The sequence below is a fragment of the Sorangium sp. So ce145 genome, assembly GCF_051525985.1.
Taxonomy (GTDB): Bacteria; Myxococcota_A; Polyangia; order Polyangiales; family Polyangiaceae; genus Sorangium; species Sorangium cellulosum_B.
On sequence record NZ_CP150315.1, the window covers coordinates 12,474,721 to 12,494,745 of the forward strand.

The window sequence follows — 20,025 nt, forward strand, 5'->3', positions numbered from 1 at the left end:
AAATTCAGAATGACGCAAGCCCACCCGTAACATCTCCCGCATACGTAACGCAACCCCCACAATGCGCGTGGCGCGCGACATGGGCAAATCTCGCGTGCAGATTCATCGCTGGATGCGGACGTTGTCGATCAATGTCGGCGCGTATCGCGAGTGAGCGCCCGGACAGGTGTGGGGTGCGCGCTGTACGTAGTGCTGTCCATGTACCGTACAGGTTACAGCTAGGGAATCGGTCCTACGAGTTCGGCTAGCATGCCCCACTTGCCGACAACGAGGCTGCCGTGATCGAGCGCACTCCCCACGCCCAACGCCCATCTCCGGCGCCAGCGTAGTATAGACAGGTTTGCGCGGCAGAGTGAGCTCGTTGGATCTGTTGGCTTTTGTAGGCGGATCAGTGGATCCGTACTTCTTGTGCGTTATGTCGGCTGCTGGTCGTTGGCGGCCAATTCTTGACCGGTCGGAATGGCTTTGCGCGAGCTATCCGCTCATCGCCTGGCTCGTTTTCGGCCGGCTGGTGCTGGTTCTCGCCTGCTCCGGTCCTGTGCCACCTCGGCCGCCATCTCCGACAGTGCCGGCCAAGGACAGGACGGTTCGGTCTCCGCGGATCTCCGCACCTCTCCTGTCCGGGCGCCTCGTCAATGCGGCCTGCTACCGTCGGCGCGACCTTTCTCTCCCCTCCGGTGCTGGCACCAGGCCGAGCAGCCGACCGAGCGCCTCGTGAACGATCCGCGCCGCCTCCTCATCGTCGCGAGCGCTCCCTGCGCGAGCGCGACCCGCACGAAGCTCGAGATCGCGTCGGGCGGATTCACCGCCTCTTCGACGGCGCCGGATCGAGCTCCGGATAGTGCCGGAAGATGCCGTCTTCGTTGAAGGGTATCCGCCGATCCGAGGCCAGGTAGGCCGCGATCCGCGGGCGCTCGGCCACGCGGTCGTGCAGGGCGACGAGCCCGGGGATCCTGGGCGCGAAGGCGGCCATGGCGTGCGGGAACGCGTAGCGGAGGCCCGCGATCACCTGGAACAACGAGAGATCCACGTAGGACATCGCGCCTCCCAGGACGTGACGGCCGCCGTGGCGCTCGAGGACGCGCTCGAAATAGCCGAGGAACTTGGGCATGCGCTCGGCGAGGAAGGCCTGGCTGCGGCGGAGGGCCTCGGGCTTCTGGTCCTCGTAATAGAGCTCGACAGAGATGGGGTGGTGCGTGTCGTGCACCTCGGCGACCAGATCGGTGATGGTGAGCTGGAGCTGATGGGCGCCGAGCCTGCTCGCCTCGTCGTCCGGCGCGAGGCCGAGGCGCGGGCCGAGGTAGAAGAGGATGTTGGCCACCTGGGCGATCACGAGATCGCCGGAGCGGAGAAACGGCGGCGCGAAGGGCTCGAGCGCGAGCGCGTGGCTCTTCATGAGCTTCTGCATGGCGGCGACGCCGCCGTGCTTCGCCGCGGGCAGGCGGGCGACATCGACATAAGGAGCGCCGGCGTCCTCGAGCGCGAGGCGCACGAATTCGCCGCGGCCCTGAATGCCAGGCCAGTAGTACAGCTCGTACGTTGGCGCGTTCATGATGGATAGCTCGCGCCGGCACGGGCCGGGGTCAATGGGCGCGCCGCCGAGCGGTCCGCCGGGCCCCGCGCGGGCACGCGAGCCGGTGCGAGCGCTCAGGGTGTCGGCACGTCCCGCGCGTAGGTAAAAGAAGCCGTATCGCAGCGCGAGGAAGTGTAGTGCAGCAAACCTAGCCGTGGGCACACGTGTCCGTCCGGGCGTTGGTCTGGCCCGGGACGCGCGACGCGAGACGCTCTACGGCGTCACCGAGCGCCTTGTGGTGCACAACGGTGCTTTTCCAGTACGGTGGCCCGCGGCTCGTCCGGCATCTTCCTCACCGAGGGGTTCGAGCGCACGCCGCTCGAACTTTCTGCTCCTGATGCAGAAGGTCTGATGCAGAAGGTCTCCGGGGTTGCGGCCGGGGACGCCGAGCTTTTTTGTCGAAGAATTTTTGACCCGTTCGACCCACCGCTGCCCACCGGGAAGGACGCTGGCGACGTGGGGCCTCCGACGTCGTCCCGTGCGGGTTCGATGGCTTCTGGCGGTCGGGAAAAGGGGCGAGACATGATGGCTTATCGGCGGATGGTGGTGGCGGTGTCGGCGTGCGTGACCCTCGTGGCGGCGACCGCGTGTGCAGGAGGGGCCAGCGACGCTGGTGACGCTACCTCCTACGGCGCCGGGACGGCGAGCGGCGGCTCCGGGACGGCGAGCGGCGGCTCCGGGACGGCGAGCGGCGGCGACTTCGGGCAAGATCCTTCTTTCGGCGAAATCGGGGGTAGCTCAAGCGGTAACCCGAGCTCGGGCGACGACCCCTGCGGCAGCGATCTCATCGCGATCGCCCGCGACTTCAAGGACACGCACCCTGATTTCGAGGCGGGCCGGTTCGGGAGCGACCGGGGCCTCGTGGAGGCTCAGCTCGGCGCGGACGGCAAGCCGGTGTATGCGGGCGGCAGCGAGGGCACGCGGACCACGACCGGCAAGGAGGCCTTCGATCAGTGGTTCCGCGACGTGCCCGACGTGAACACCGCCGTCCAGATATCGATCCCGCTCGCCGACAGCGGGAATGGCACGTCCACGTACGACAGCTCCGACTTCTTCCCGATCGACGACATGGGGTTTGGCAACGAGGACCGGAGCCACAACTACCACTTCACGCTCGAGCTCCGCACCAAGTTTGAATACGAGGGCGGCGAGGTGTTCACCTTCTCGGGCGACGACGACCTCTTCACCTTCATCAACGGCCACCTCGCGATCGATCTGGGCGGTGTTCACAGGCCGGAGAGCGCGACCATCGACCTCGACGCGCGCGCTGAGGAGTTCGGCATCACGCCGGGCAACAGCTACACGCTCGACTTCTTCTTCGCCGAGCGCCACACGACCGAGTCGAACTTCCGCATCGACACGTCGATCGGTTGCTTCACCCCGGTCGTCAACTGAGCTAGGTCGCCCGCTGACCCGGCGCGACCTGAGCCCACAGCGCCCTTCGGGAGGAAATGTAGCGCAGCAAACCTAAAGGGTGGGACCGCGAGCGTCGTCGCCGATATCTTCGAGCGCGAGGCCATTATGGCGATCTTGAGCCATCTGGGCATCCCGATCGAGCCGCCGCCCATCGCGAGGGCCAGAGACGCATCGTTCAACGCGGCGTGAGCCTCTCGGCCTCGTCCCTCGGCGTGCCGCCCGCGCGTGCCGGAGGCCCACCTCTGCCCGCTGCTCGACGAACTGCGATCCGCGCACTCCTTCTTAAACCTTTTCGTGCCCCGTGCCGAAGACGATGTCGGCGGTGCTGCAGAAGCGCATCCGCGTGCAGGGCCTGGTCATCCTCGACCACTACGCCGACCGCTTCGACGACTTCCGCCGCGGCACCGCCACGTAGCCGCCACGAGCGACGCGGCCGAGAGCCTCTCGAAGCCTCGCTCGTCGACGCGCCGGCCGCGCCGGAGGCCACGCCGTCAAGGCCCGGCGTCATGGCCTGGAGCTAATTATCAAAAATTCCATTCTTTTCCCTCACCAGATAGTACTGCCCGTTGGACTTCGAAAGAAACTCGTCAAAGAATTGCTCAGTGCCGACACACACATCTGGCGATGTTGAATAAATATAGTCGATGTCCGAGCCGTGCACACTGTCATGAACGTAGAAACAGTCAATATTCGACAAGGAGGCGCTAAACTTTTCGGTGGTGTTCCTGAACCCACGAACCAGATACCAGTGCTGATTCGCAGCGTGGTCCTTGTGCTTGTATCGAGTGTAGCCGACCACGGCCACCGGTTTTCCGTCGTTGACCTGTTCAACTATCGTTCTAGCGAACGCCTCCTCGCTTGCGGTCTTGTCCCGCTTCATCCAGTGCGACGTCTCTGCCTCCACGGCAGCCGCCAATTCGTGAACGTTCATTCCGTCGCCAGTATTGGGACACCTTGTAGACGGAATGCCGTACTCAGCCGCCAGATCACTCTGATGCGATGCGCGCCATTCGCTGCCATTGAGGTAATCTGACCACATTTCCACGATCGTCACGCTACACCAGCAAGGCTGATCTTGAGAGTAGTGCGGCACATCAAGGATTTTTTCGTAGACCGTGGAAGGCCGAGAGCCGCAGTTCTCGGCGATATTATCTCGGACACCATTCCCCTTGCCCGGAAAGCCATCCTTGCAATAACCTGGCTTTTTGCTGACGTCCATCACCCGGAAGCCCCATACCTTGCTCCGAGCGCAGGCATACGCACCACAGCTCTCGAATCCGAGGCTCGGGCTGCCAAGTAGCCCGTCTTCATAAGGGTATGCGATGCACTGCGCCGTGTGCTTCCCGCCTTGAACCATGGTGAATACGCTCTTGTTGGCCAAAACCTCATAGAGCGTGCCGCCCTGCTTCGGCTGCGGAGCGTACTCTACACTGGTGAAGAACTCGCCGTCCACGTAGAATTCTATCAATCCGCCCTCGGTCGAGTTCCACGGTCCTCGATCGGACTTGAGGCACTTGAGGATGCCGTCAGGATTTCCGCTGACCCCGACGATAGCTCCGTAGCCCGCGGGATCGCCGGTCGGCTCTAGCGACAGGGCACCATCGACTGAGCCGATGCTCTCATCGGGAGCAGCGTCGAGGCAACCAGTTAGCGAATTCATCAACAAGAGCCCCAGCGACAACCACTTGTTGCTACCGGCCGTAATAACCGTACCCTTCATGTTTGTGCTCCTTGCTATTTGCTGACCTCCATCGAAGCCCTATGCGCAGGTAATACTTCTTCCCCGCCTCTTGCCCTTGACCCGACTCAGCGACCAGCCGACACATCCCCTACCACCTGCACGAATCAGCAGTGCGAAGGGCTGCGCTCGACGCTGGACGCGCGTGGGGGCTCGCCAGCGTGCGACATACGCGACCCTGCATCACGGCTTCTCACCCACTTGATCGAGGCGGGTATCAACCGAACGAATCAGACACTGCTCGGTCACCAGGATATGCGGACCACGATGACCTGCGCCTACATCATGGACCGCGGCCCGCTCGGCGTCATCAGCCCCCAGGGCCCCTGACCGTCGCCTCAGCGCGGAGCGCCTGAGCTCCGAACTCATCCAGTCGCGTTGCTACAACGCATCGCCAATAGATAGCGTACCTTGCGGGCATCCCGCGTTGTCAAGGAAACCAGGCGCGTAGGTAGAAGAAGCCGGAGGCGCGTAGGTAAAAGAAGCCGGATCGCAGCGCGAGGAAGTGTAGCGCAGCAAACCTAAAGCGTGGGACCGCGAGCGTCGTGATGGCTCGGTCCTCTGGGTCGAAAGAGCGTGGTCCGGGCGGCGCCGGCGCCCGCGGCGGACGCAGGTCCGCCCCGACGCTCGCCCGCCCGCGCGCCGAGGAGCGCTCGGCCGCCGCGCGCACCAGGAGTCACAGAGAGCCTGCCCCTGCGCCACGCGGGAGGGCATCGATCCGAGCGTGCAGTCGACGGGATGTCAGTACCAGGTGGTGGTGAATCCCAGCTGGCCGCCTCGTGCGCGGTCTTCTTTCCCTCGCGGCTCGCCGTCAGATCACGCCGAGCGCGATCATGGCGCGCGCGACCCGCAGGAACCCCGCGACGTTCGCGCCCACCACATAGTTGCCCGACACGCCGAGCTCCTCCGCCGTGTCGTAGCACGTGCGATGGATGTTCGTCATGATCTCGGCGAGCCGCTTTTCGGTGTGCTCGAACGACCACGAGTCGCGGCTCGCGTTCTGCTGCATCTCGAGCGCCGAGGTCGCCACGCCGCCGGCGTTCGCCGCCTTGCCGGGGCCGAACGCCACCCCGGACTCGAGGAAGACGCGCACGCCGTCGGGCGTGGTGGGCATGTTCGCGCCCTCGGCGACGGCGCGGCATCCGTTTTTCACCAGCGTCGCCGCGTCGCGCGCGTTCAGCTCGTTCTGCGTCGCGCAGGGGAGGGCGATCTGGCACGGCACCTCCCAGACATTGCCGCCCGGCACGAAGCGCGAGCGCCGGCCGCGCCGCGCCGCGTACTCGCTGATGCGAGCGCGTTCGACCTCCTTCACCTGCTTGAGCAACGCGAGATCGATGCCGTCGGGGTCGTGCACGTAGCCGCTCGAGTCCGAGCACGCAACGACGTGGGCCCCGAGCTGCTCCAGCTTCTGGCTCGCGTAGAGCGCGACGTTGCCCGAGCCCGACACCACGCACGTCTTGTCCGTGAGCTTTTCGCCGCGCACCCGCAGCATGTCGGCGACGAAGTAGACGGCGCCATAGCCGGTCGCCTCCTTGCGCACCAGCGAGCCGCCCCACGCGAGGCCCTTGCCGGTGAGCACGCCCGACTCGTAGCGGTTCGTGAGGCGCTTGTACTGCCCGAACATGTACCCGAGCTCGCGCTCGCCCACGCCGATGTCGCCCGCCGGCACGTCGGTGTGCTCGCCGAGGTGGCGGTGGAGCTCGGTCATGAAGCTCTGGCAGAAGCGCATGATCTCGCCTTCGGACTTCCCCTTGGGGTCGAAGTCCGCGCCGCCCTTGCCGCCGCCGATCGGCATCCCGGTGAGCGCGTTCTTGAAGACCTGCTCGAAGCCGAGGAACTTGATGGTCCCGAGGTAGACCGTCGGGTGGAAGCGGAGGCCGCCCTTGTAGGGACCGAGCGCGCTGTTCACCTGCACACGGAAGCCGCGGTTCAGCTGCACCTCGCCGCGGTCGTCGACCCACGGCACGCGGAAGATCACCTGGCGCTCGGGCTCACAGATGCGCTCGATGATCTTGTGCCGCGTCAGCTCGGGATGCTTGGAGAGCACCGGGCCGAGGGACTCGAGGACCTCACGGACCGCCTGGTGGAACTCCGATTCGCCGGGGTTGCGGCGAACGATCTGCTCGAAGAGTGACTCAACTTTCTCGTCCAAATGCACCATGTCGAGGGGGGTATACACCGGCGCGGCGCGCGGTCCAGTCGTCGTCGCCATCGCCCCGGTTGTTCGGAGTTTGCAGCCCGCCCACCGGGGTAGTGTCGGTGTTAAATTGTTAATGCAGTGTAATTTCAGGAGGGAGGCGGACCGCAAAGGGAACTTCTGTCACCTGACGCGGGCGTGGCGGGTTCGCCCTTGACATCGCATGGCGTCGAGCATTGTTGAGAGCACTAGTGTCCGAGCTTACGGCGCTCAGGCGAGAGAGGAAGGGGGCGGCGACGGCCCAAGCCGCGGCGACCTTCGAGCTCTGCTTCGGCGAAACCGCCCCGCACGGCCTCATCGCAAGATGCGCCAACGAGGCTGCGCTGCGAGGCGGGGGCTCCGCTGCCCGCTGCGCGCGAAGCCCTGAAGGCGACTCTTCCTGCTCGTCCCGTCGGTGACGTCCAGCAGGAGGAGGGCGGCAGCGCCAGACGGTATGTCCGTGACCGGGACGGTGAGATCGGCTCGCCAGACCAGGGTCACGTCGCCTGCGGCCGGTGCCGAGAGCAGCTATCGCCGGTCGGTCGTCCGCTGGGACGCGCCGGCGTCGACGCCGCAGCCGGCCACGAGGAGGCTCGCCGCTCCAGCACACGCAGGCTTCAAGACCTTCGTCATGGTGCTCATTCAAAAGTCCTCCGTGACAATAGATTCCGTGAGCCGGTCCGGGCCACGTCGCGCATGAGGCTGCGGGCAGGAGTCCCCATACTCACGAATGATGTACACGATGCGAGGTCGGGCGTGGTTTACCGCGAACCTCCGGGGAGATTAGCCGGACATCCTCGCGCAGACCACGACTTCGCGTCAATCAAGAAGCACGTTTTGGCTCGCGGTTCCGCGGTTCCGCGGTTGCAGCAGAGCGCAGCAGGTCACCGTGGATCGCAACGGACCGTCATGACATATTGCGGCTCAGCACGGATGCTCGAACACGAGGATGGGTATCTCGATGCTCGGGGGCCGCGATGATGACCCTCCGCGGCCGCCGTGCTGGCGCTCGAGAGGGCGGCGGCTCCAACAAGGGGCGGCGTCGAGCCGCAGATCTCCCTGCACCGCGGCGCCCAATCTCTCGCGTTTTGTGCATGGACAGTCGCTCCGTCCCCACCTGGGACCCTCCTCTGAGGCCCGGGTGGGTGGACCCGACGTCCAGCGCCGCTACGCCTCAGCCTCGTGGGCCGCGCAGGATGCACCAGCGCGATCACGAGCGGCGATCCGCGCGATCATGACCGTGATCCCGCTGATCACGATGGTGATCGGGGTGATCATGATGCGCTGATCCGAGCGATCACGATGCGCTGATCTCGGTGATCACGATGGGGTGAAATCCGCAAGCGCGAGCCCTCCTCCACGGGGGCCGGGCAGCTCGGCACTACCACGCCGGACGAGCGGAGGTGAACGGCCCGCCCCGCGCGAGGCGGGCCGTCGCTGCCTCGGCTACAGCTCATACGGCTCAGTGGCAGCCGGGCGACCGGTTGTGGAATCCCCGCGTGCTGCAGGGGCCCGCCGTGGTGGACTGCCACGAATCATTGTAGATCGCGTCCCGCTGGAGCTCGGCGTCGTCATTGCAGTTGTGCTGGTTATTGCCGCTGTCCCAGGCGTATTCCGTCGAGCAACCGCCGCTCACCTGGCTCGTCGAGCCCGAGGGTTCGGAGTAGAAATAGCGCGTGTGTGTGCCGTCGTCGGTCCGGAACCCGCTCATCGTGCAGTGCGTGTTCATGGAGGACGCGCCGGCGCAGGCGCCGTGATTGCAGCTGGCCGCGGTGAAGACGACGTTGGTCGACGACGACCAGCCGCGGAGCAGGACCGCGGTGTGGTCGCCGAGGCCGAGCGCAACAGCCTTGTTCCGGATCTGGTAATCCCAGTTCACGACCGCGCTCCCGCCGAACTCGAGCCCCTGCGGAGTGAGGGCGCCCCCGCCGATCACCGGTGCTTCGTTCGCGGGCATCTCGGCGCCCGGCTTCTCGGAGAGGCCGTCGACGCCGAGGCCGATCTCGATGCCCGCGAGCCGCAGCTCTGCGAGGCCCTCTGGCAGCTCCAGCGCGCGGAACGCGGGGACCGCGTCGCGCATGAGCCGGATGTCCGCGAGCCGACCCGCCTCGTCGAAGCCCTCGACGCGCGGCATCGCCCAGCTCGCGTCGATGAAGGCATCGCCGCCCATCTGCATCCTGAACGGCTGCCCGTTCGCGTCGAGGACCTGCGCGTCGATCTGGTAGGTCGGGAGCTCGGGGTTCGCAGCGAGCTCCTCGGGCGTCGGAGGCGTCTCCATCTTCGGGCCGAGGCGCATATCATATGTGATCGTGCGGCCGTCGTTCTCGAACTTCAGGACGAGCTTCCCGGCCGCCTCATCCATGTCGACGATGCTCAGGCCATGAGCGACGGGCGCGGATTCGAGATCGTCCACGGCCGGATCTCCCACAGGGCCACAGGCGACAGCGAACGACATGAGACCAAGTGCGCCCGATGCCGCGAGCGTGCGGGCGGCACAGGAGCGAGAGCGGATCCATGTCCACCGCGACAGTCCAGTCAGCGAAGGCGCGCGTAGATCGTGAGAGATCTCGGGGGCAGGTCGCACGACGCTGGACAGGACAGCCCGCCTTCCGTGGCCGTGCATCGAGAGGGCATCGCGAAGATCCATCACCGCAGGCTGGCGCTGCAATCCCATGCATCCGCGCGCGTCGTGACACGCCACCCATCCCGCGCCGAACCAGGAAAACATGGCCTTGCGAATAGCGCCACACGCTCAGTGCCAATCGACGTTGACAGCCCCGATGGCGCCCGCGTCTTCTAGGCGCCCGCCAGCGAGCACACCGCTCTCAGGCACCCGAGCGCGCCTTGATGAACACTCTCGTCCTCCCCGCCTCCCTCGCCCTCGTCACCCTGGCCCTCGCGGCATGCGACCCCGCGGAGCTGCCGGACGGCGCGCCCGCCGGCGCGTGCCCGGCCCCGCGCGGCCCCACGGTCCACAGCGGCGATCGGATCGCCGACGACGAGACCTGGACCGCCGAGGGCAGCCCCCACATCGTCGAGAGCTTCGTCGAGATCACCGAGGCTGCGAGGCTCACCGTCGAGCCCTGCGCCGAGGTGCAATTCGCGGAGAACGCCGGGATCGGCGTCGCGTACATCGGCGAAGGGCAGGAAGGCGCGCTGATCGCCGAGGGCACCGAGGAGCGCCCGATCCGCCTCGCCGGCAAGGACGGCGCGCGCTGGGTCGGCGTCCTCGTCCAGGCGCCGGGCACGGCGACGCTGCGCCACGTGACCATCGAGGGCGCGAGCGGCGACTCCCCGGACGGTGAAGCGAGCCTCGTGATCCACGGCGACATGACGATGCCCGTGAAGAAACCGGTGCTCGTCGACCACGTCACGATCAAGGACTCGAGCTCGCACGGCGTCGAGGTCAACCGCATGGCCGGCTTCGCCGACGGCTCGACCGATCTCGTCGTCACCGGCTCGGGCCTGGAGCAGCCGGCGTACCCGCTGGTGGTCTCGGAGCACGCGCTCGACTCGATCCCGACCGGCCAGTATACCGGCAATGCCAGGGACGAGATCCGGGTTATCGACGAGGGCGCTGGCCGCGCGGCCTCGGGCATCCAGACCGACGCGACCGTCCGCGACCGCGGCGTGCCCTACATCATCGGCAGCAGCGAGGGCGCGACCCTGATCGTCGGCGGCACCCTCGACGGCTCGGTCGCGAAGCTGACCATCGAGCCGGGCGTCGTCCTCCGCTTCGTCCGCGGCGCGTCGCTCTCCGTCGAGCTGTTCTCCACCGAGGACCCCGCGACTGGCGTCCTCCACGCGGTGGGCACGCCGGACAAACCGATCGTCTTCACCTCGGCCGAGGAATCGCCCGCGGCCGGCGACTGGATGGGGATCTGGTTCGGCAGCGTCTTCCAGCCGGAGAACCGGATCGAGCACGCCCGCATCGAGTACGCGGGCTCCGAGACACACTCCATCCTGCTCACCTGCAACGAGCCCGGGATCCACGAGGGGGGCGTCATCCTCACCACGCCTCCGCCGTCTCAGTTCATCCAGCACACGACGTTCGCGCACATCACCGGGCACGGCGTCCACCGCGGCTGGCGCGGCCCGAGCGCGCCCGACTTCGCCGACACCAACACGTTCGAGGACCTCACCGGCTGCGCCGTGTCGACGCCGCCGGACGAGGACCTCGACTGCCCCGAGCCCCCGCCGACCTGCCCCTGAGCGCGCCGCGCGCCCGGCTACCTGGGCGCGCGGTACCTCGCCACGAGGATCGTGATGTCGTCGTCCAGGCTCGGGCACCAGCCCTCGACCTGCTCCAGGATCCGGTCGCGGATCGCGTCCACGGGCGCCGCCTGGACCGCCTCGATCGCGGCGCAGAGCCGCTCCAGGCCGTACCGCTCCTGGTGCGCGTTGCGCGCCTCGGTCACCCCGTCGCTGTAGAGCACGAGCACGTCGCCGTCCTCCAGGACGATCCCGCGATCCAGGATCTCGCGTATCGCCTCTCGCCCGGTCACGATCGTGAACGCGCCGTGCGCGACGAGGCGCTCGTCGCAGGACAGGCCAGAGAGGTCCTCTCGGTGATCGTCGGCTCGCCCATCTTCCTCGCCGCTCGTGAAGGACGTCGTGCTCGAGCCGGGTGACGCGCTCTTCATCCCTGTCGGCTGGTGGCACCATGTCCGGGTGCTCGACGCGAGCATCAGCCTGGGGATCAACAGCTTCCCGTTCCACAACAACTTCGACTGGTACCGCCCGGGCAACGTCGTGTAGCGCCCGGACGCGCGGCCCGCCATGACACGACCGCGCGCGGGTCAACTGGCCGAAGCCAGCTTGCTGATGGTAAGTCGCGAGATGTCGACGATCTTGTCGCGCACGAACCGGCACGCCGCGTCGTCGTCGGCGCTCGACGGCCACAGGAGCTCTGTCGGCGTGCCCTCGAGCTCGAACGGCAGCGGGCGCGTGGCGAGGTGCCTCCGGGTCTCGCGGAGGTGCGCGGCGACGAGGAGGGGACGGTGGCGACGAGGCCGCTGCCGTCGAGCAACGCGCCGAGGCTCGCGAACGTCGAGACCGAGCAGCGGACGGTACGCGAGCGCTGCACGACGTCCTCGACGATGCCGCGCAGGTCGCCGTTGTAGCTGACGATCACGTGGTCGAGCGCGAAGTACTCGTCCGCTGTCAGCGTGCGCCGGAGGCGCGTGCGGCGCGGGTCGAACAGGCACACGAAGCCGCCGCAGAACAGCGGCTGGCGGCGCACGGTCGCGGGGAGCTCGTCGGCGACGGTGACGGCGGCGTCGAGGCCGCCCGCGAGCGCCGACGCGACCGTGCGGAACTGCACAGGCACGGCGACAACGCTCATCCGCGGCGCCTCGCGCGCGAGGACGCGGAGCAGCGCGGGCAGGAGCCAGAGCTCTGCGACGTCGGACAGGCCGAGGCGCAGCGTGCGGTCGCTGGCCGCCGGGCTCCACTGCGGCTCGCTGAGCGCGGCGTCCACGATCGCCCGGAGGTGGGGCACGAGCGCCGCGTGCAGCCGCTTGCCCCGGCCGGTGAGCTCGAGGCCTCGCCCGCGCCGCACGAACAGCGGAGCGCCGATGGTGGCGGTCAGCCTGCGCAGCGCCGCGCTGACGGCCGGCTGCGTCAGGTAAAGCCGGCTCGCCGCCGCGGTGACGCTGCCCGTGTCCGCGACCACCGCGAACACGCGCAGCAGGTTGAGGTCGAGGTCTCTCCCATAACCGGTGTTCATATGCCGTATCCATCCTATTCGCTGGTTCGTCGAGGCGCACGGGAGCATGGTGACGACACGCCATGCACGACAAGAGACGTCGATCATTGCCTGTCGTCGGAGCGCAGGCCAGGCAGGAGGCCGCCGGCGAACCGGGCCTCGGCGCCGGGCCGACGGCCGCCGCCCTCCTCCTCACGCGGCGCCAGTTCACCGCGGGTTCCATCGCCGTGGCGACGGCCGCGGTCAGCGGGCTGTCGCTCCACGGGGTCGGCTGCGAGCCCCCCGACCGCCCCTCGACGGACGCGACGAACGCGGATGCGACGCTCCGGCTCATCGTCAACGGCGCGAGCGTCGAGCTCGGCATCGACCTGCGCTCGTCGCTCCTGGATGTGCTCCGCGAGCAGCTCCAGTTGACAGGTGCCAAGAAGGGTTGCGATCACGGCCAGTGCGGGGCGTGCACCGTGCACGTCGACGGGCGTCGCGTCGCCTCCTGCCTCACCCTCGCCGTGCAGGCCGACGGCCGGGAGATCACGACGATCGAGGGGCTGTCGCCGGAGGACGGGCCGCTGCACCCGATGCAGCAGGCCTTCATCGATCACGACGCCCTGCAGTGCGGATACTGCACCCCGGGCCAGATCATGGCCGGGGTGGCCTGCGTTCGCGAGGGCAACACGGGGTCGGTGGACCAGATACGGGAGTACATGAGCGGCAACCTGTGCCGGTGCGGCGCCTATCCCGGCATCGTCGCCGCGATCCTGCAAGCAGCGCCGGAGATGGAGGGGACCTGAGCCATGCGAAGCTTCACCTACCTGCGCCCCTCGACGCCCGCCGAGGCCGTCGCGGCCATCGCCGACGGCGGCCCCGAGGCCCGGTTCCTGGCGGGGGGGACGACGCTCCACGATCTCATGAAGCTGGGGGTGGAGGCGCCGCTCACGATCATCGACATCACCCGCCTCGACGCGCTCGCGCATTTCGACACCGCCGGTCCCGACGAGCTCGTCTTCGGGGCGCTGGCCCGGATGAGCGACGTGGCCGCCGACCGCCGGCTGCGAGAGGATTACCCGGCGCTGTCGGAGGCGCTGTGGAAGGCCGCCTCGCAGCAGCTCCGCAACATGGCGCGGGTGGGCGCAAACCTGCTGCAGCGGACCCGCTGCGCCTATTTCCGCGGGGGAGAGGTGTTTGCCTGCAACAAGCGGCGGCCCGGCAGCGGGTGCGCGGCGCTCGACGGCCTGGATCGCGGGAGCGCGCTCCTCGGCGCGAGCGACGCGTGCGCCGCGGTGTATCCGGGGGACTGGGGCGTGGCCCTCGCGGCGTTCGACGCGGTGGTGGACACGCTGAGCCCGCGAGGCGAGCGCTCGATCCCCGTCCGGGATCTGCACAAGGAGCCGGGCGCCACGCCGGACGTCGAGACGACGCTGGCCGCCGACGAGCTGATCTTGCGCATTCGCGTGCCGAGGTCCGAGGCGGGCCGGGCGTCGACGTACCACAAGATACGCGACCGCGCGTCGTACGCGTTCGCGCTCGCGTCGGCGGCCGTCGCTGTCCGGCTGAGCGCTGGCGTGGTCGCTGAAGCGCGGGTCGCCCTGGGCGGCGTCGCGACCCGGCCCTGGCGGTCGACGGAGGCCGAAGAGGTGTTGACCGGTCAGCCGTTCACCGAGGAGGTCGCGCAGCGCGCTGGCCAGGCCGCGTTCGCGGCGGCGAGGCCGGGCCTCCACAGCGCGTTCAAGGTCGAGCTGGGGGCGCGGACGGTCACGGACGCCCTGATGATCGCACGAGAGAGGGCAGAGCAGCCATGAGCAATCCGGATATCCCCAGGGTCGACGCGCGTGAGAAGGTGTGCGGCGCGGCCCGGTATGCCGCCGATCATGTCGCCCCCGGGCTCGCGCACGCCATGCTCGCGGTGGCGACGATCGGCCGCGGCCGCATCGTGAGCATCGATACGGACGCTGCCCGCGCCGTCCGCGGCGTGCGGCTGATCCTGACCCACCGGGACACGGCGGGCCTGCAATCACCCGGGTTCGTGATGGGCGGCGGCTACGGCTTTCAGAGCCTGCAGCCGCTCCTGGGCGCGGCGATCGCCTACCGCGGCCAGCCGATCGCGCTCGTGGTGGCCGACACGCTCGAGGCGGCGAGGGAGGGCGCGGCGCTGGTCCGCGCCACGTACGAGGAGGACGCCATCAGCGTGACGCTGGACGCGCCCGGCGCGGAGATCATCGCGCAGGCGGAGTCTCCGTTGCCGCAGCCCGCCTTCGCGGACAGGGTCGTCGGCGACGCGGAAGGTGCCCTGTCGACGGCCGCGACGCGCGTGGAGGCGACGTTCCACGGACCCCCTCAGCACCACAACCCGATGGAGCTGCTCGCCACGGTGGCCGAGTGGTCCGGGGAGACGCTCACCGTCCGCGAGCCGACGCAGTCCGCCGAGGCGGTCAGACACGGGCTGGCCCGGGTGCTCGGGCTGCCTCCGGACAGGATCAGGGTGCTCTCGCCCACGGTGGGCGGCGGCTTCGGTCAAAAGGCCGCGATGCAGGGGCACACGGCGCTGGTCGCGCTGGCGGCGCGCGCGCTCGGCCGGCCGGTGAAGCTGGTGCTGCCGAGAGCGCAGATCTTCAACAACGCCAGCTTCCGCCCCGCCAGCCGCCACACGGTGCGGCTGGGGGCCGACGCGTCGGGGACCTTGGTGGCCGCCGTGCACGAGGTCGACCACCAGACCTCGCGCCACGATCTATTCCCGCTGATTTACGCGGACCTGTCAGCACGCCTGTACGGCATTCCGAATTTCCGCGGCCACGAGCGCCTCGTCCGCAACGACATCCAGACTCCGGGCTTCCAGCGCGCCCCCTTCGAGCACATCGCCGCGTGTGCCTTCGAGACCGCCGTCGACGAGCTGGCGTACGCGCTCGGGCGCGATCCGGTCGCGCTCCGCGTCGCCAACGACGCGGCGGCGGACCCGCTGACCGGCCGACCTTTCTCTTCACGGCACCTCGTTGCGTGCCTCGAGCGGGGCGCCGAGCGGTTCGGCTGGGCGAGGAGGACGCAGGAGCCGGGCTCGATGCGCCTCCCCGACGGCACGCTCGTCGGCTGGGGCGTCGCGATCGGGGCGTACAAGGCGTCGACCGCGCCCGCCGTCGCGCTGCTGCGCGTGACCGACGCGGGCGAGATCTTCGTGAGCGTCGGCGGACACGAGATGGGCCAGGGCATCCGCACCGCCATCGCTGCCACGGTCGCGGCGGAGCTCGGCGTCACGGCCGGCGCGGTGAACGTCCTTGTCGGGAACACCGGCGTCGTGCCCCAGCACCTCACCGCGGGCTCATGGGGGGCGGCCACCGCCCTGCCCGCGGTGCGCCAGGCGGCCTTGAACATGGCGCAGGCGCTGGAGCGGCTCGCGGGCGACGGGCCAGCTGGCCGCACGTTCCCGCAGATCTTGCGCGACGCCCGCAGGTCGCACGTCGACGTCGAGGCGCGTCACCGCGCGCCCGGCCAGCCCGAGGCGATCTTCGACCGTGTCGCCCAGGGGCTCCCCTCGGCCGTCGGCCCGGCCGATCCCGAGTTCATCTCGATGAGCTATTGCGCCCAGTTCGTCGAGGTGCACATCGAGCCGCGCACCCGGCGCATCCGGGTACCGCGCGTCGTGAGCGTCGTGGACTGCGGCCGGGTCATCAGCCCCCGCACGGCGCGCAGCCAGGTCATCGGCGGCGTGGTCTGGGGGATCAGCGCCGCCCTGCGCGAGGTGAGCGAGGTGGACACCCGGTACGGCGGCTTCCTGAACGCCGACCTCGCCGAGTACGTGATCGCCGTGAACGCGGACATCGGAACGATCGAAGCGGAGTTCATCGACGAGCCGGATCCCGTCCTCAACAGCCTGGGCGTCAAGGGGCTTGGCGAGGTGGTCCTCGTCGGTGTGGCGCCCGCGATCGTCAATGCCATCCATCATGCGACCGGTCGCCGCGTCCGTCATTTGCCGGTCCGGATCGAGGACGTGCTGTGACGCGAGGAGGGGACCCATGAACGAAGCACGAGCCGTCATCTCCCTGTGGTCGGAGGCCGTTCGCGACGGCAGGGACGCGGTGCTGGCGACGGTCGTGCGCGTGGAGGGCTCAGCGTACAGGCGCCCCGGCACGCGCATGCTGCTTGTCGAGGACGGGCGCCGCGTCGGCTCGGTGAGCGGCGGCTGCCTGGAAGGCGAGGTGGCGCGCAAGGCGTGGTGGCTGACCGGCAACGGGCGCCCCGCGCTGGTCCGCTACAGCACGCGCGAAGAGGAAGACGGCGAGCTCCCGTATGGTCTGGGCTGCGAGGGCGTCGTTCACGTGCTGCTCGAGCGGTTGCGCCACGAGGAGGAGCCGGTCGAGCCGATCCGCTTCCTCGCCTCGTGCGTGACGCAGCGGCGCGCGGGGGCGCTGGCGACCGTGATCGGCTCGGTCGATCCCTCCCGGGCTCGCGTCGGCGACCGTGTGACGGTCGACGCGGACGGCCACGTCGGCGGCCTCTTGCCGGACGCCGCGCTGGCGCGGAGCATCGCGGCGCGCGCCGCGGGCTGCCTGCAGCGAGGCGTCTCCGAGCAGGTGGCGTTCGGGGGCGGTCGCGCGCGGGTCGACGTCTTCCTCGAGGTGGTGCGCCCGCCGCGCTCGCTCGTCGTGTTCGGCGACGGCCACGACGCGATCCCGCTCGTGCGCCTCGCCAGGGACCTCGGGTGGCACGTGACCGTGGCGGACGCTCGCGCCCACGTCGCCCGCCGGGAGCGCTTCCCCGCCGCCGACGAGGTCGTCGTGACCGACCGCGCGGATCCGCTCGCCGGTCTCGCCATCCCGCCCGGAGCGGCGTGCGTGGTCATGACGCACAGCGTGGAGCAGGACCGGGCGCTCCTGCGGGCGCTCGCCACGGTGCCTGTCGCCTACCTCGGGTTGCTGGGGCCGCGGCGCCGCGCGGAGCGCCTCCTGGCCGAGAGCGGCAATCCTGCTTTCGTGTGCGCGAGCGGTCTGCACAGCCCCATCGGCCTCGATCTCGGGGGCGAGACGCCGGAAGAGATCGCGCTCGCCATCCTCGCCGAGGCGCAAGCGTGCCTGTCGGGGCGCGAGGGGGGCAGGCTTCGTGATCGCCCCGGCGGCTCGATTCACCAGCCCACGGAGCCTGCCGGCGAGCGGCTGGCGGCGGGGGCCGTCCGGTGACGCGGGGCGGGCCCGTACGGGGCTCTGGCGGGGAAGCTGCGCACGGCAGCTCCGCGGTCCGCGGCGGTCAGTCGCAGGTGTTGTCGCGCGAGTTCACGAGCGTCAGGTTGCGGAAGGTGCTGTTCGTTGCGCAGGGGGTCTCGTTGACCGCGGTGTTCGTGATCGTGAGGTTCTGGAGGGTGATGTCCGAAGAGTTCGCAAACTCGGTGCGCGCGGCGAGCCGGACGTCTCCGCCGCCGGTGACGGTCCCGGACTCGGCGGCGATGTTCACGTCGTGGCAGTTCTCGAGCAAGATCGAGTTGCTGCCCGTATTGGCGACGTCGATGCGGTCGATCGTGACGCCGCCGCTCTCGGACACGCAGAAGATCCCGCGCCCGCCGCCGCGGGCGATGACCTGGCCGACGCGGATGTTGGTGGGGTAGCTGCCGCCGATGCGCCCCGCGCGGTTGGCGAGGCGGAACGCGGCGTAGCCGGTGCCCGTGCCCGCGTTCACGGCGTCGACGTGGTCGATCTCGATGTTCTTCACCTTGTTGACGCGATCCGAGCGCCCGTGGTTGTCGATGCGGACGCCGAGGCCGCTCGACACGCGCAGCGCGACGCGGCCGAGGCGGAGGTTCTCGACGTCGCAGAAGAACATGGCGTAGAGCGGGGTGCCGCTGATCGTGACGTTCGGTATCTCGATGTCGGTCCGGCCGCGCGCGTAGATGGGCGCCATATCGCGGTTCTGTGCATCTGGGAGCATGTTCCACCCGCAGTTGGCCAACCTTGGGCGCTACCATGCCGGACTATTTCCCCGACGGGCAGGCCATGGGCTCTTACTATCGCGCTTTGACGAGCTCCTCCTGCGACAGCTATCGCAAGAATGGCTCTCTCCGGTTAAAGTTTTTTTTGTCAACGCGATCAATGCCAAATCTGAGCTCGATGCATGGTTTTTCACACGCGGGGGATCTGTACGTAGCCAAACGGCTCAATGATTGGTATCACCACACGCGAGGCCGCATCATCGAACGTCGGAACGCGCATCACCCGAGACCTTCCGAGATGACGAGATGGTCCTTTCGATGGCGTGCGGGGAGCGAGGAGATCATCGACGCGCTGCCGAGTGTGCAAGCGGCCCCACCTGTATCTATTGGAGGTGCTACCGCGTATGATCCTGACCACGTATGGGTATGCCAATTTGATGCACAAGGCACACCTTACCTAAGCCGATTTGGCACCGCATCGTCGGGCGACAGGCTGGAATAGGGCGTATCGGATAGCGCCTGTGACGATGCGAAGTCCTTCGCCAGTGCGTCTGCTGCTGCTGGAACGCTTCTCCCCCTGGCTGTTCGTGAACCAACTGGTGGACGAACAGCCAGTCACCAGCGCCCGACGTGGCCCTCGACCTGTGCGGCCGCTCCGCGCCCGGCCAGCGGACCGACGGCCCCGAGCTCGCCAGCGCCCGCAGCCGCTCCGCGGTCGACCAGTCCGCGGCTGGTCCAGGATCGTCGTGATCGCCTCGGCGATGTCCAGGACCTGGACGTCGGCGTCCACCGCTTGCAGCGCCTTGACGACGCTCTCGTCGTCCTCGGTGGATGTGTTTTGAAAGAGCCACACGGGCCCGCGCATGCGCAATCGCCCCTCCACGGCGAAGCGAACGTCTCTCGGAAGGCCACGCAGCCAGTCGATCGGCATGTCGGTCAGGTACATACCCAGCACCTAGCCCGATGCCTCTGTCCCGTCGCCCCCATGCGTCGGGAGGAGCGCGATGAAGTGTAGTGATATCGGCTGGTTACGCCGTATACGATTTTTGTCTTCCGCACCGTGCGGGCGCCGCGACCGCGCCGGATCGCCCCACCCGACGTGCCGCCTCACCACCCGCCGGATCATCTCGTCCAGCAGGTAGAAGCGCCTCAAGCAGTGGGCTCAACCACGCTGCGGAGCCGCGCGTAGGTAAAAGAAGCCGGATCGCAGCGCGAGGAAGTGTAGCGCAGCAGGCTCGCGAGTCGAATCGCGGAGCTGGCCGCGAAGTCCTGGCGACACCCGACCAAGGGCTCGATGATCCGGCTCTCGCCCAAGACCATCGTGCGCATGTACTACGCGGCGCGCAGCGCGGATGACCCGATCAGCGTGCTCGCGCGCAAGATCCCGGCGCACGCCGGCTCGCACCCGGGCGTGTTGACGCTCAGGCTGACTGATGGTCCGCCAAGCAGGCCGCTTGATGGCGATCGCGGACGTGCGCGGTTGCAGTCAAGGAGAGCGATGGCCATCGCT

13 protein-coding genes and 1 pseudogene are annotated in these 20,025 nt (G+C 68.5%); 7 read left to right on the forward strand and 7 right to left on the reverse strand.

What is annotated here, in order from left to right; all coding sequences use genetic code 11:
* Nucleotides 1-802: 802 nt before the first annotated feature.
* Nucleotides 803-1,552, reverse strand: a complete 750-nt coding sequence (locus WMF34_RS46485) for a glutathione S-transferase (protein WP_437991847.1) — start codon at nucleotides 1,550-1,552, stop codon at nucleotides 803-805.
* Between the two features lie 543 nt (nucleotides 1,553-2,095).
* Here WMF34_RS46485 and WMF34_RS46490 point away from each other — a divergent pair.
* Complete coding sequence (locus tag WMF34_RS46490; protein ID WP_012241714.1) at nucleotides 2,096-2,968, forward strand: fibro-slime domain-containing protein; 873 nt, start codon at nucleotides 2,096-2,098, stop codon at nucleotides 2,966-2,968.
* Between the two features lie 538 nt (nucleotides 2,969-3,506).
* Here the strand turns inward: WMF34_RS46490 and WMF34_RS46495 are convergent.
* From WMF34_RS46495 to WMF34_RS46505, 3 genes are all read right to left on the reverse strand, one after another.
* Entirely contained in the window at nucleotides 3,507-4,709 is a 1,203-nt protein-coding gene (locus WMF34_RS46495; protein ID WP_437991848.1) for a C39 family peptidase, read from the reverse strand.
* Nucleotides 4,710-5,538: 829 nt separating this feature from the next.
* Nucleotides 5,539-6,888 (reverse strand): NADP-specific glutamate dehydrogenase, encoded by a 1,350-nt coding sequence (gene gdhA, locus WMF34_RS46500; RefSeq protein ID WP_012241717.1) that lies wholly within the window; start codon nucleotides 6,886-6,888, stop codon nucleotides 5,539-5,541.
* Between the two features lie 1,477 nt (nucleotides 6,889-8,365).
* A complete protein-coding gene (locus tag WMF34_RS46505) occupies nucleotides 8,366-9,316 on the reverse strand; it encodes a hypothetical protein (RefSeq protein WP_012241720.1) in 951 nt (316 codons plus the stop codon).
* Between the two features lie 434 nt (nucleotides 9,317-9,750).
* Between WMF34_RS46505 and WMF34_RS46510 the strand changes: the two genes are divergently transcribed.
* Nucleotides 9,751-11,115, forward strand: coding sequence for a hypothetical protein (locus tag WMF34_RS46510; protein WP_437991849.1), 1,365 nt, complete (start codon nucleotides 9,751-9,753; stop codon nucleotides 11,113-11,115).
* A 17-nt stretch (nucleotides 11,116-11,132) separates the two neighbouring features.
* On the opposite strand, the pseudogene WMF34_RS46515 reads toward WMF34_RS46510, so the two are convergent.
* Nucleotides 11,133-11,375 (reverse strand): annotated as a pseudogene (locus WMF34_RS46515) (PP2C family protein-serine/threonine phosphatase); the annotation flags it as partial.
* 142 nt (nucleotides 11,376-11,517) lie between these two features.
* Between WMF34_RS46515 and WMF34_RS46520 the strand changes: the two are divergent.
* The gene (locus WMF34_RS46520; protein WP_437991850.1) at nucleotides 11,518-11,661 is read left to right on the forward strand and encodes a cupin-like domain-containing protein; all 144 of its coding nucleotides are present in this window, start codon (nucleotides 11,518-11,520) and stop codon (nucleotides 11,659-11,661) included.
* Here WMF34_RS46520 and WMF34_RS46525 read toward each other — a convergent pair.
* Nucleotides 11,603-12,631, reverse strand: a complete 1,029-nt coding sequence (locus WMF34_RS46525; protein WP_437991851.1) for a LysR family transcriptional regulator — start codon at nucleotides 12,629-12,631, stop codon at nucleotides 11,603-11,605. The two genes, WMF34_RS46520 and WMF34_RS46525, sit on opposite strands and share 59 nt — an antisense overlap.
* A 62-nt stretch (nucleotides 12,632-12,693) precedes the next feature.
* Between WMF34_RS46525 and WMF34_RS46530 the strand changes: the two genes are divergently transcribed.
* Genes WMF34_RS46530 through WMF34_RS46545 form a run of 4 tightly spaced genes read left to right on the forward strand, consistent with a single transcriptional unit; the run spans nucleotide 12,694 to nucleotide 17,772 of the window.
* On the forward strand, nucleotides 12,694-13,398 hold the full coding sequence (locus WMF34_RS46530) for a (2Fe-2S)-binding protein (RefSeq protein ID WP_437991852.1): 705 nt from the start codon (nucleotides 12,694-12,696) through the stop codon (nucleotides 13,396-13,398).
* A gap of 3 nt (nucleotides 13,399-13,401) precedes the next feature.
* The gene (locus WMF34_RS46535; RefSeq protein WP_437991853.1) at nucleotides 13,402-14,406 is read left to right on the forward strand and encodes an FAD binding domain-containing protein; all 1,005 of its coding nucleotides are present in this window, start codon (nucleotides 13,402-13,404) and stop codon (nucleotides 14,404-14,406) included.
* On the forward strand, nucleotides 14,403-16,595 hold the full coding sequence (locus tag WMF34_RS46540; protein ID WP_437991854.1) for a xanthine dehydrogenase family protein molybdopterin-binding subunit: 2,193 nt from the start codon (nucleotides 14,403-14,405) through the stop codon (nucleotides 16,593-16,595). The genes WMF34_RS46535 and WMF34_RS46540 overlap by 4 nt, the downstream gene beginning before the upstream one ends.
* Nucleotides 16,596-16,611: 16 nt before the next feature.
* Nucleotides 16,612-17,772 carry an XdhC family protein gene (locus WMF34_RS46545; protein ID WP_437991855.1) on the forward strand — a complete coding sequence of 387 codons (1,161 nt, stop codon included), beginning with the start codon at nucleotides 16,612-16,614 and terminating at the stop codon, nucleotides 17,770-17,772.
* A gap of 67 nt (nucleotides 17,773-17,839) precedes the next feature.
* Here the strand turns inward: WMF34_RS46545 and WMF34_RS46550 are convergent, their stop codons facing one another.
* Entirely contained in the window at nucleotides 17,840-18,487 is a 648-nt protein-coding gene (locus WMF34_RS46550) for a hypothetical protein (RefSeq protein ID WP_437991856.1), read from the reverse strand.
* Nucleotides 18,488-20,025: the final 1,538 nt, after the last annotated feature.